The 12,293-nt window shown below is 61.9% G+C and carries 8 protein-coding genes; 4 read left to right on the forward strand and 4 right to left on the reverse strand.

The genetic code is table 11. From position 1 onward, the window contains the following. The 3 genes from AB0B25_RS30920 to AB0B25_RS30930 form a co-directional block, all read left to right on the forward strand. Positions 1–218, forward strand: a 218-nt coding sequence (locus AB0B25_RS30920) for a helix-turn-helix transcriptional regulator (protein WP_357187062.1), incomplete at its 5' end; no start/stop codon positions are given. 1,455 nt (positions 219–1,673) lie between these two features. Continuing rightward, a complete protein-coding gene (locus AB0B25_RS30925) occupies positions 1,674–2,663 on the forward strand; it encodes a dihydrodipicolinate synthase family protein (protein WP_357187065.1) in 990 nt (329 codons plus the stop codon). Positions 2,664–2,839: 176 nt separating this feature from the next. Further along, positions 2,840–3,205 (forward strand): group 1 truncated hemoglobin, encoded by a 366-nt coding sequence (locus tag AB0B25_RS30930; RefSeq protein ID WP_357187066.1) that lies wholly within the window; start codon positions 2,840–2,842, stop codon positions 3,203–3,205. Between the two features lie 285 nt (positions 3,206–3,490). Here the strand turns inward: AB0B25_RS30930 and AB0B25_RS30935 are convergent, their stop codons facing one another. The 3 genes from AB0B25_RS30935 to AB0B25_RS30945 all read right to left on the reverse strand — a co-directional run bounded on the left by AB0B25_RS30935 (position 3,491) and on the right by AB0B25_RS30945 (position 10,586). Beyond that, on the reverse strand, positions 3,491–4,198 hold the full coding sequence (locus tag AB0B25_RS30935) for a hypothetical protein (protein ID WP_357187068.1): 708 nt from the start codon (positions 4,196–4,198) through the stop codon (positions 3,491–3,493). A gap of 460 nt (positions 4,199–4,658) precedes the next feature. After that, the gene (locus tag AB0B25_RS30940) at positions 4,659–7,577 is read right to left on the reverse strand and encodes an AAA family ATPase (protein WP_357187070.1); all 2,919 of its coding nucleotides are present in this window, start codon (positions 7,575–7,577) and stop codon (positions 4,659–4,661) included. Positions 7,578–10,055: 2,478 nt separating this feature from the next. Next, on the reverse strand, positions 10,056–10,586 hold the full coding sequence (locus tag AB0B25_RS30945; RefSeq protein WP_357187073.1) for a DUF4254 domain-containing protein: 531 nt from the start codon (positions 10,584–10,586) through the stop codon (positions 10,056–10,058). Positions 10,587–10,992: 406 nt separating this feature from the next. Between AB0B25_RS30945 and AB0B25_RS30950 the strand changes: the two genes are divergently transcribed. After that, positions 10,993–11,904: a FadR/GntR family transcriptional regulator gene (locus AB0B25_RS30950; protein WP_357187076.1), complete on the forward strand. Its 912-nt coding sequence runs from the start codon at positions 10,993–10,995 to the stop codon at positions 11,902–11,904. A gap of 171 nt (positions 11,905–12,075) precedes the next feature. Here the strand turns inward: AB0B25_RS30950 and AB0B25_RS30955 are convergent. After that, a partial coding sequence (locus AB0B25_RS30955) for a LuxR C-terminal-related transcriptional regulator (RefSeq protein ID WP_357187079.1) occupies positions 12,076–12,293 on the reverse strand: 218 nt, incomplete at its 5' end.

The following is a 12,293-nucleotide window of genomic DNA, read 5'->3' on the forward strand; positions in this document are numbered from 1 at the left end:
TCGGAGTGGTCATCGACCCAGCTGCCTTGACCGCACGTGAACGCGACATCGCCGACCGAATCGTGCAGGGCTACACCAACCGCGAAATCGCGGCCGAACTCTACATCAGCCCCAAGACCGTCGAGAAACACCTCGCACGAGTCTTCACCAAACTCGGCACATCCTCCCGCTCCGGCGTCGCCGCAGCAATGAACCGCGACCGCACCACCTCGGAGTAGAACGACAAGCCGTAGGTCGCGAAGTTGGAACGCGTCAATGCTCGCGTAAGCTGGAGCCGAGATTCCGTAGCGGAGGGATCGATCATAGGCGTTTCCCCCATAGCCAGCTGCCCCGGTGGCGTATGACGATCGAATCCCCGGACAAACGATGTTGTCGCTGAGACGAGAGATGTTCCATAGGTGACAGCAGAGAAGGCATGCGGTTCTCGTGGTCGATCCCGTGCACAGCCTCGGTTCGTCAAGCATCGGTTGGCGCCGACGATCGTGGCGAGAAGACTCGGCGACCCGCCAGTATCCCCGCGCCGCGCATTCACGCACTCGGCCCCCGCATAAATGCGGTGTCCCGAAAGGATTAGAACAATAATCGCAACCTTCTACCGCTCGCTGTCACAGTCGCCGCCGCAAGCGTGTTCGGCGCACTACCGGCGCTTCCCGCAGCGCCCGTGACATGACCCCGGTCGTTCGATCCAGATCGCTGGCGTGATCAACGGGTCCTTTCAGGAAATCAACGATGGATTCATTCAGTGAGTGGTTTGTACCAAAATCTCCAACGCTCATCGGATCGAGTCGTTCTCTGATCGTCACGAGTGAACCCTCAACACTGCCCTGAGATTCCTTCCTCATCTCGCCGTGTTGTCCGGTACCGCGTGATACCGCGGGTCTCACTCGTGATAAACCGCCCCCGGCTCGCCGCCGCCACGGTGAGCCGGGGGCGGGCCCATCACAGTCGGCCACCTACACTCGGCACAGGCCCGTTGCTCCACAACGTACCAACAATCTCCGCTCGACCAACCGACCCAACCCGGCAAACGACCTGGTCGTTCAGGACATGTCCGCGCAGCGACGCCCACCCGGTCCAGATCCTGAGCCGACCGAGCGAGGGGAAGTTTATAAGTTCGTCACGGTCTCGGCGCCGGCCCTGCGCAACCATCGCGCCCAGCATCAGGTTCGCCATCGGGCGAGTCCTTACCCGTGAAAGGTCGGGTACTCCTTCATGAACTCCACCCGCACCTCGACAACCAGAGGGCACACCAGCCGACGTAGAGCGTCGAGGTTGTGTCCGAGCCGGTCTTCGTCACAAGCCGAGGAGACGCCCTGCCGCACGAGGAAAAATCAGTTCGGCAACAGGTCCGAGACGCGGCGCTGTCATCTCCGCAGTGCTCCCGGTACTCGCCGGCCCGGAAATCCGACGCCGACAAGAGCATTCATTTATCGATAGCTCGTGAATCGAATAAGGCGGACCGGATCGGCGCCCAGGTGTCGCAGGAGGGCTGAGGATGGCCTCGCTGCCGGCGCTGTCTGTGGGTGGGTATTGGATTCATCGTAGGCATTTCCCCCATATCTTTGTCGCCGGGGACCTGGAAGTGTCCTTATTGGTAACGCGATGGCGCGATCGGGATGTCGGTGCGTGTACCGCACGGAATTATCCGACATCATCGAATGGACGTGATCTGCATGGGTGACACATCGGCGCGCAACGCTATCTCAGGTATTGTGGCGCAGCTGGTGACCCCGTTCGCAGCCGACGGAATCGATACCGGAATGCTGCGCAAGATTGTGAACCGGATGATCGACGCGGGTGTCGATGCGATCGTGCCACTCGGTGACAGCGGCGAGAGCGCTTATCTCGACCGGACCGAGTGGCGGAGAGCCACAGCAACATGCCTCGAACAGATCGGTGGGCGGGTATCGTCCATCGTCGACATCTCAGATGCCACCACGACCGGTGCCATCGAACGGGCCCGTTTCGCCGAGCGGCTCAACGCGACCGCCATCATGGTGAAGCCGGTTTCCTGCTGGCGACTGACCGAGAACGAACTGAGATTGCACGTCGCGACGATCGCGGAGTTGGTGGGCTTACCGATGATGATCGGCAATGATCCCGCGGCGACAGGCGCCGACATGCGCCCCGAATTCCTCACCGACCTCGCCGCGGACGTCGAGGCCATCACGATGGTCGAAGAATCCAGCGGACTCATCCAACGAATCAGCCGTATCAGCGATCTCAGCGGCGGCACAATCTCCGTGTTCAACGGCAGCGACTCCCATGCACTGCACGCCGCGGCTGCCGGTGCTGCTGGATGGTCCACAGCCGCGGCATGTCTGGTGCCCGAGCAGATCGTGCGGGTCTGGCGGCTGCTGAACGCAGGACACGGCCTGGCCGCCGCGCAGCTGTTCGACCGACTCCGACCACTGCTGGACACGATCAACGACCACGGAGCACCCGCCGCGATCAAATCGGGCCTGCGCAGCTTCGGCCTCGACGCTGGAGATCCCCGGCTGCCGCAACTACCACTGGACCCGAACACCAGCATCGAACTGGCCGAACTCATCTGCGTCGCTCAAACGGCGACCCGAACCGCCGTCGCCCGCCGCCGACTACACCGCCCCGACACCCTCACCCCTGACATCAACCCACGTGAAGACCTCGCCGGCGAACACTGAAACGAGGCTTTGGTTGGCTCGACGCCCATGAGAAGCGGAGCACATCCGCTCGCGGCTTGCTCGGGCTCGGCGGTGAGAACGTAGGCACTTCCCCCATTTCGTCCGCGTTGCAGGCATGACAGGGTCCCGTTGGAGATGAATACACCCCGGCTTTACGTACAGATAAGAGTTATACAATGAGCAGTATCTACGACAAAATCGGCGGAGCAGAGGCCATCGAGGCCGTCGTTGCCGACTTCTATGTCAGAGTCCTCGCAGACGACGAGTTATCCGGATTCTTCACAGGCACCAATATGTCACGGCTCCGGGGGCGTCAAGCGGAGTTCTTCGCTGCAGCACTGGGCGGCCCTGATCTCTACACAGGTGTTCCGATGCGTCGCATTCATCAGGGCAGGGGAATTACGCTGCACCACTTCAATCTCGTGGCTGCGCATCTGACCGATTCGCTGAGGGCAGCGGGTGTGCCCGGAGATATCGCGGAAGAGGTCATAGGCATAGTCTCGAATCTGGCACCAGATATCGTCGGTGGTTCATCAGCATAATTCGCTGACATTCTGTTCGGCGTTGTCCGTCGTTGCTGAAATATATCGGCGGACAACTCCTTCGGTTCTGAAACACTCCGCACATCCCGAGGCGGGCCGGTTCCCGCGTGAGGTCGGTGCCGAGGTCGCCGAATCCAGCGGATTGCTTGTTACCGCGGTGCATCCACATCGGAGATCTCGCGATCGGCACTCCGGCTGTTGTTACCGCCGTTGCCGCCCGCCCACCGAGCCGAAGCTTTCGGGACATGTGCGCAACTTGTGGACAAGGTCGAGATATCGAGATAGCTATGGGCGTGCATGTGTGTGCCGCGCCTTCCACCAATCTTTCCGGTTTCGCGGACCCACAATCGCGAAATCTATGTGCAGGCCTGTGACTTCGCCTAGGGCGCTTCGCGTCGCCACGACGGGATACGTCCCTGCCAAGACTCGACAGACCACGACGCGGTCGCAGCTCTCCGGAGATGAGAGCGGGGCGATGCAAGCCGGGACCTGAGTGCGGAAAAGGGTTTCGCCCGCCGCGGCGACGATTTCATCGGCAACATCGACCGCAGCAGCATCCATCACTCCGATGAGAGAGTTGTCGACGTGTACGAAACTATCCGCTGGCTGCCCGTCTGCGGCTGCGGTGCTCCCTTCTGCGATCCAGGGCTCGATCGTTGCTGTCGGCGAATCATTGAAAACGAGGCTCAAATAGGCCAGAAAACCGATCTGATCATCGAGAGGCACGGCAAGCGTCAGCCAAACCTCGTGTAAGCCGGCCGGCACCGGGCCGAACACTGCGATCGAATCGTGCTGCTGTTCGCTCCACGTCCAGTCATCAGCGCTCCCGCCGAATACGCGCGGACTGCCTGCTGCGACCCGCCCCGTTGTCACTCGAAGCTTCCCGAGGCAGCAAGGTTTCAATCTGGTGAAGGTAGCGGAACCATTCGGCTCTCCACCAATGCGTGGTGCAAGTCCTGTACGCAGCGCGTAAAATTCTTCCGCCTTGAACATGAGGAAACATTATTCTTGCTGGAGGCCTCCGGGTTCCCATCACTGGTAACCCCGAGTGAGGAGCTGGAAGCTGTGTCCACACGCAATATGCGGACTGCGTACGACCATCCTCATCTTTCCCTCGCGGCTCAATCTCAGACAATGGTCGACTGTCGAGCGACAAAGTAACCTGTTTCGATCCGTTACGCGGTAACGGCGAGATAGTGGCTTCGGATCGCCCCGATCAATTCAGTCGGTCCCGCACTCGCGATTTTGTTCAGAAGCTGCCGCGGAAGTCGCAGGATCACCCGCATCTACTCTTCGGATCAGACCCACGGAGTCCAGCTCCGGAGCGCGAGTCCACGGCGAAATTCTGTCGAGTGACGCCTCTACAACTGCGATGCCGCGCAGCGGTCGCAACCTCCTTCGGCGAATGGACGATGGGAAGAAACGCCGCCCTCGGCGCTCTCGTGGGACTTGCTTACTCTGAATCGGCCGGATGGCCGTTCATTGCTGCGGCTACACCGGAGCGGGAGGATGTTCCGAGCTTCGCGAACACCCGTGCGAGGTGTTTCTCAACGGTCTTGGGACTGATGAAGAGTTGAGCCGCGATCTCACGGTTGGTGTAGCCCTGTACGACTCGGTCGGCGATATCACGTTCGCGTCCTGTCAAAGTCGACGGGCTGTCCGGTTCGTTCGCCTCCGGTCGGCGTCGAACATGCTTTCCGAGAGTCCGCAGCTCATGTGCCGCCTCGTCGGCAAGCCGCGCGGCGCCAGCGTCTCGGAGTATTCCGTAGGCCATTTCGAGTTCGTGGATCGCTGCGGTGTTCTGGTCTGTTCGGGCCAACGCACGGCCTGTCATGAGCTGGGCCCGGGCGGCGAGTACGGCCATTTCCGCTGCGTGGAAGGCTTCGTGTGCCTGTCGGGCAGCCGCGACCGCAGCTGGAAAATCGCCTCGCGCGAGGTAAATCTGCGCGTCCGCGTAATGCGCCTGAGCCTCCCGCGATCGCAGCCCGAATGTGAAGTCCTTCATGCGACGGGCGATCGCCTCGGCCGCATCGATGCGGCCGGCGGCCAATTCCGCCTTGACCAGTGCCGGCTCGAAGAACGAGCGCGCGGTGGGAGGCATCTCGGAAAGATCGGGTCCGCCGATCAGCAGGATTTCGCGGCGACCACGATCGAATTCGCCCGCTTCGATCAACGCCTGGCCGTAAGAACCACGCGCCAGCCAGGCGTAGTGCGCGCCGGGTGTGCGGGCCGCCGCATGGACCGCCGCGCGCCCGGCACGTATCGCCGTTGAGAGTTCGCCGGTCCAGGTCTCGATATAACACCGCGTCGCATCCGCGGTGGTGCGGAGCTGATCGTTATCGAGCAGCAGCGCCATCTCGACCGCGGACTCCGCTGCGGGCCGGGCTTCGCGGAGGTTGCCGAGGAACATCTTCGCTGCGGCCGCGCTGACCATGAACCGGGCGACGACGTGGCCGTGCCCGGTTGCGCGGCTGATCGTCAGCCCGCGTTCGGCGTGCCGGCTGGCCTCGCGAAGCTGGTCGATACCGACCTCGGCGTCCGCCAGGTTCGCCAGCGGTTCGAGCAACTCCGGCGTCATGACGACGTCGCTGGCATCGATATGGTCCGCGACCAGGCCGGCGAAGTACTTCGACCGGGCTTTGTCGCCCTCATGGTTGGTCAATAGGGCGAGCAGGGCGTTCACCGCGACCAGCAAGCCGGAATCGCCGAGCGCTTCGGCATGCCCGCGAGCCCGCATCGCCACATCGATGCCTTCGGCCCACTGCCGCCTCATGAGGTAGTTCTCTGCCAGTGCCAGTTCCAGCGGAACCGCATCCGCGCTGCCCTCGGTCGTTTCCCGGAGAGCCGCGACAAGAAGGTGGCGAGCGTCCTCCGCCCGCCCGAGCCCATGGTCGGCGCGCGCGATCATGCCGATGATTCGCGTCCGCTCGCCGAGCGCGTCGACCGGCAATATTTGCAGCGCCTGCTCCAGCGTCGTGCGACTATCGCGCAGGCGACCGGAATAGGCAAGCGCTCCGGCGAGCGAGACGACCAGCAGGAGCCGCTGCTCGTCAGCGCCGGTCTCGGGCAAAAGGCGTAGCGCTGCCTCGAACCAGCCCGCAGCGGCCGCAGGCGCACGCGGCGCTACGGCCCGGCCGGCCTCGGCCAAAGTGGCAGCGGCTTCCGCGTCGCCAGGCGACGCGGACAACTCAACATGGTGAGCTCTCGTCCCGATAGGGGCGCCTCGCCGCCCGAGTGCCCTCGCGGCCTGCTTGTGGGCATCGAATCGCCAACCCGGCATCGCCTCGTCATACACAACCCGCCGTACGACCGGATGCCGGAAACGGAACTGACCCGGCGTCGTAGTCGGACGAACCAGATCGACACCGACGAGCTTATCGAGGCATCTCAACACGCGAGCCTGGTCGGACTCGGCGATCGCGGCAACCAGATCCACATCGAACGGATCGCCGGCCACCGCTCCGGCGCGTAGAACGCCCAGCGCGTCGCCCGCCAAACCCGTCAGTTCCTGGGTAATCGTCATTCGCAGCGCGGTGGATATGCCAGTGCTGTGCCGATTGTTTACGCTCTCCGCGGGCAACGGACTCGCCTGGGACTTTCTCGACATCCGCGCCAATTGTTCGAGGTAGAAAGGGTTTCCGCCGCTTTCGGAGTGCAATCCGCGGACCACAGGCGAGTCCACTGGCTCCCCCAACGCTTCCGCGGCCTCTGCGACTGTCAGCGGCGCCAGGTCGAGTACACGTAGCAGGCCTTCGCGCGCGGCCTGCGCACTCGCCTCCCGCAATAAATGTTCCACTGCCCGTGGGCGATAGGCCAGTACCAATACCATGCCCGGAATCGAGCGACGCAGCAGATGACCGATCAACTCGACCGATGCTGGGTCGGCCCAATGCACGTCATCGAGCGCCAACACGATCGGCTTGTGCGGAACCAGGCAGCTCAAGGTGGCGCGTACCGCGCGATGGAACTTGAAGCGCTCGGTCTCCAATCCGCTCGCCGACTGCCTGTGTTGTCTGGACACCGATGGCAACACCGCGGCCAGCTCGGCCATCTGATCCGCGCCCAGGTCCGCGATGATCGGGGAATCGAGTGCACCGAACTTCTCATTGAGCGCCTCGACGAACAGTCCGAAGGGAATCTCTCGTTCCAACTCGGTTCCGCGACCAGTCAACACGTCGAAACCCGATACCGTCGCGCGCTCGCACAGTTCCCCGAGCAGACGCGACTTACCGATGCCCAACTCACCCACTATGACCACAGCACCCGCCGACCCCGACCGAGCGGCAGCCAGCACTTCATCGATATGCCGCAACTCGTCGGCCCTACCCACCAGAGCTACATATCGGGCGCCACGTGCCCCGATCGCCGCCATCGAGCCTCCAAACGAATCGATATCGACATCAACACCGACATCGACATCGAGCTGACCTCAGCGAATAATCCCAACCAAAGGGGGATTCTCCAACCGAACAATACCCGTACCAACATAGGTGACGTAACCAGATGATCTTGCATATGTCACCTGATCGTTGTTGCTCTACCTGCTTGACGACTGATATGCGAAATGCCGATCCAGCCGCTGGCTCTCCAAACGGCGTCGTGGGATGCCGCAACTCCGAGCATCGACGAAGACCGGTAGCACGGAACAGCCGTTGATGACAGCCCGATCTCAATGAATGGGAACCGATCACCGCCGCCCTTGATGTCAGCATGGGCTCAGCGACCGAGCCTCACCGGAGCCTCGCGACGCACACGCCCTATGGTTGCCCGCCCACCAGGGTGGCTCCACGCACGCTGAGCGAAGAATCGACGCCCGCTGGAGCGGAGAGTCGGCCCGGTGGCCGACGTACGGAGACCAACTCCGCGCCCGCTGTGGCTTCGCGGCAGCACCTCGGAACTTGTCGCTCGCCAACCGGTCCGCCTTGATCTGTACGGATCTTGCCCGGCCGCTGCCGCCACCGGATCCGCTGAAATTCCGTGGCTTACGAGGTAGTGCCGGCCGCGGTACCCGGGTGACAGGAAACCCAGAACCCCCGCACGGCAAGCCCGGTGGTCGAACAGCACGGATCCGCAAAGGCCGACGTTACTTTCGCTACCATTCCGGCAGTAGATTCAAGAGAACGACTCGAAACACGTATCTTCGAGAGCGCTGTGTAACATCGGTTCGAAGGTCGGCGTGCAGGCGCTACTGGTGACTCTGACGTAGACGAGCACGCCGCAACTCCTCGCCTTATGAGGCAACATTCGATTGTCGTGGCACCGATCCAGGACCGCAGGATTTGCCAATTCACGCTGTACACACGCATTTAGATCAGACGCCCACGACTACGAGCCACACAGCTGATCATCAGCTGTTTGCAGGCAACGTTTTTCAGCAACCCGAACTTTGTGCACTGCCGCCGAGCGCCGTCCCCGAGGGCGCAGCCTTTTGCATTCACGGGGTGCCAGCGGTTACCGATCGCGATGTCCGACAGCTCTCCGATCGCGGAGCCACACAGCATGCCGATCAGGCGTCCCACCAGCTGGAGGCCGTGGGACAACGGGTAAGGCGAGCTGTCCCACCATGCCCTTTCACAGCAGGTTGTGGCCAGAACGACAGTTACGCTCATCGCCACTGGCGATCAGTCGCCACGTCATCGTAGGGGTTTCCCCCATATCCGTCGATCTACCGACGTGGGAGATTCGAATTACGTCAGCATAGTTCCTCCTGGAGGTAAGAAATGTTGAGCCTCGAGCGCGACCGCAGTCAATTCGAGGCATTAATTGACTGCGGCCCTTTCTCATCTTGTAGCCCATCACAAATCGCCAAGGCCGAGCGTGAGAGATCCCGAGGATCAATCGAAACAGGATATGCCCAGGTAGATCGGGACGTCGCGAGCCTATGGCACATAACCCGATGACCGGTTCTGGTCGTGGTCACGCGCGCCGGAGTTACAGGATTAAATAACATCAAAGGGGTTGGAGATGCAATCGGAACTTCTAAATGATTTCGCGCACTGGGTCAGACTTGTCGATTGGGCTGCGCACGCCGAAAACGAAGTCGAGAGGGCAGCGCCGGCAGTGCACGCGGCGGAGCTCGCGCAGAAATGGCGATCTATTGCCGCGCAGGACTGGGACGCACTGTACGACCAGCATGAGCAATGGTGCGCACGGATAACAGCGAGGGCCGACAAAGAATCGCGCAAACCATGCTGCGACGCGAGGCGGGACAGTAGGAGTCCACTCAGCGCATGAACAGGTCGGTCCAGGGTTCGGTGGCCAGTTGTCGAGCGATGTCGGGCACCACCGGTTTCGGAACTCGAACATGAGCTTCGTTCCAGGCACAACCAACCGCGGTGATGGTGAATGCGTGATAGTCGACTTCGACGAAGGGCGTCTCGTGCCATGAAAGCGTGGGACCTACCTGAAACACGGCGACCAAGGGATTGCAGTCGAAGTCACCCGGCGGACCGCACGGGGGTCGCGAACACCCGCCCGAACTCGTCCACCACGTGTTCGGCGGTCATCGACCGTTCGGCCAGGCGCGAGAGCGATTCCCGGGTGAGCTCGTCAACCACCGACGAGACTTCAGCCGCCCCCAACACATTCAGCGCATCGGTATCGCACTGCGGTATCGACGACCGCCCGGCTCGTTTCCGTTCCGAATACCCTCGAACCTACAGGCCTTCTTCACACCAGAGCTGGTGCACCCTTGGCAATCACCGCGCAACTGGACTGGCGAAGGCAGTTGGTACGACGTCGTGGCCCAAACCTCAGATCACCGGCGAATCTGCTCACCGGTCGCGCCGGTGCCGAACGGACCGTTCAGTGGGAACGGGCGACACCAGGTTGGGTGTAGCGACCGATCCCCTCAGCGTGAACGCAATCCAGCCCGCCTTTGGGTGGACGGCAGGCGTCGCAATCCAGCGGAGAGCACATCAGCCAGTTCCTCGTAACCAGTGGCATTGGCGTAGAGCTGGGCATGGACGGCTCGCGCTACGGGACCTGGCTCGTTCGCGAACGCGACATACGATCGAACTGTCAGCAGCGCCAGCCTGTCCACCACCAACCCTACGGTCTCCGCGTGCAGCGGCGCTGTCGGTGAGGCCGCTGGCACAACGAGGTCGACCCACTCATCGATCGACGCAATCAATCCGTCACGACGGTCGCAGACGACCGCGTCGACCAGCTCGGCCCAATCCATGATCCGTCCGAGTTCTTGATACCGATCATTGTTGACAATGTCATCGACGTCGAGGAGGAGATTGTTCTGCGATTCGTAGATGGTGGCCAGTTCACACGCTGATTCGAGAACGGGATTGCCCACCAGCGGCCATCCGCGGCAAGCCGCTAGCACTGCCTCCTTACGCGGGAGATACTTGCCGACCGTCAAGTCACTCACCGCTCGTCCTCCTGGACCATGCCACAGGTAGTGGACAGCCGCCGCGATGCGTCAGTGGGCAGCATCGGCGCCTGGCGACCGCGTTCGTCGACACCTGGCGGCCAAGGAAATGGTGATGCGCGCTGGTGTGTCGGGAACCGCACAAACCGGAATGCGACAACGAAACAACATCGAGCGAACCCCGCCCGGAGGCAGCTGAATCGACTCGCGTATCGAAGGAATAGAGTTCCAACACGATACGACGATCTCACGACCTCACCGCAAGAGATATGGGGCAAATGCCTACAGGCTGCAGCTCCGGTATCAGATCTACCGCAGCTCACCTCGATCGCACGTAGAGCCAGTGGGTGGCGCCCCTCGCACAACATCGAAAGGTAACTTCGCTCCCCCGCAGCTCCAGACTTCGATGCGAGCCACATCACCAGCGCCGATACGGGCCGCCAGCCGATCGCTCCTCGCAGGTCTCCCGAGGGGCGAACAGCTTTCTAGATGTCAGCTGAATAGCGGCAGTTTACGGCAACGGTCAACTGATGATCCGTTCGTAAAATGTCTGCCGTACACTTGCCACGTGCTCCCCGATGTGCCTACAGCCGGAACGTCAAGGCAGGCCGAACTTACTCCAGTCCGCAAGCGGGGCCTGGTCGACGAGGTAGTCCAGAGGCTCGAGCGTGGCATCCGCAACGGAGCCTTCGGAGTCGGGACCAAACTTCCGCCCGAACCCCAGTTACAGGCCCAACTCGGCGTCGGACGAACAACCGTGCGAGAGGCCGTCAAGGTTCTCGCCCACGCGGGAATGCTCGAAGTCAAGCAGGGTGACGGTACGTACGTCCGGGCGAAGACGTCGACTTCTCGTGAACTCCTCGAGCGGTTGAGCCGAGCGCACCCGCAAGATGTGCTCGCTGTGCGCCGGGGACTCGATCTGGAGATGGCACGCATCGCCACACGTGCACGAACCGATGAGGACATCAGCCGAATGAGTGACCTCATCGCACGAATGCACGAGATACTTGCTGCACCCGATCTCGGTTCCAACGAGTTCGCGCAGGCTGACGCCGAATTTCGATTTGCCATCGCGGCGAGTACGCACAACCCCGTCTTGGTCGACCTCTCTACGTCGTTCTCGATCGCCCTACGACGCCTGAGCGAACAGTTGGCCGCTATGCCCGGAGCCACGGAAATGTGCGCGGCACTTCACGAGCGTATCTTCCATGCGATCAACAATCGCGACACCCTGAGCGCTCAGGAAGCAACGACCCAGTATCTGGATTGGATTGCATCGAAGCTTTCCGAATTGGAAGGCGACCCAGCGGCAACCTAGCGGTATACAGCCGATTCAGCGCATCCGTGCGGACTCCTGAACGGACGGAGTTCGGCCATACCGGCCCCTTGGTTCCAGTCGGACGCCAACGCGAATGATGTCGTCGTTTCGGCAAACCGGGGCGTCGAATAGACCCGGCGGAGGACCCACCTAGAACTCCCGTCGCCGCGACTACGCCCCCCAGCGGCGAGTTCGGCCGCGTCGGTCCATCGCTGTGGCTACCTCGGAGCGGGAGGATGTGCCGAGTTTGGTGAAGACTCGTGCGAGGTGTTTCTCGACGGTCTTGCGACTGATGAAGAGTTGAGCCGCGATTTCGCGGTTGGTGTAGCCCTGCACGACTCGGTCGGCGATATCACGTTCGAGTTCGGTCAAAGTCGACGGTTCTTTCG

This window comes from Nocardia sp. NPDC049190 (assembly GCF_040648115.1).
Taxonomy (GTDB): domain Bacteria; phylum Actinomycetota; class Actinomycetes; order Mycobacteriales; family Mycobacteriaceae; genus Nocardia.

What these genes read in the sequence shown, in the direction of transcription:
- AB0B25_RS30940 (WP_357187070.1), bottom strand. Translation starts at nt 7,577, where the DNA reads ATGGCGGCGATCGGGGCACGTGGCGCCCGATATGTAGCTCTGGTGGGT.
- AB0B25_RS30930 (WP_357187066.1), top strand. Translation starts at nt 2,840, where the DNA reads ATGAGCAGTATCTACGACAAAATCGGCGGAGCAGAGGCCATCGAGGCC.
- AB0B25_RS30950 (WP_357187076.1), top strand. Translation starts at nt 10,993, where the DNA reads ATGCGAGCCACATCACCAGCGCCGATACGGGCCGCCAGCCGATCGCTC.
- AB0B25_RS30935 (WP_357187068.1), bottom strand. Translation starts at nt 4,198, where the DNA reads ATGTTCAAGGCGGAAGAATTTTACGCGCTGCGTACAGGACTTGCACCA.
- AB0B25_RS30925 (WP_357187065.1), top strand. Translation starts at nt 1,674, where the DNA reads ATGGGTGACACATCGGCGCGCAACGCTATCTCAGGTATTGTGGCGCAG.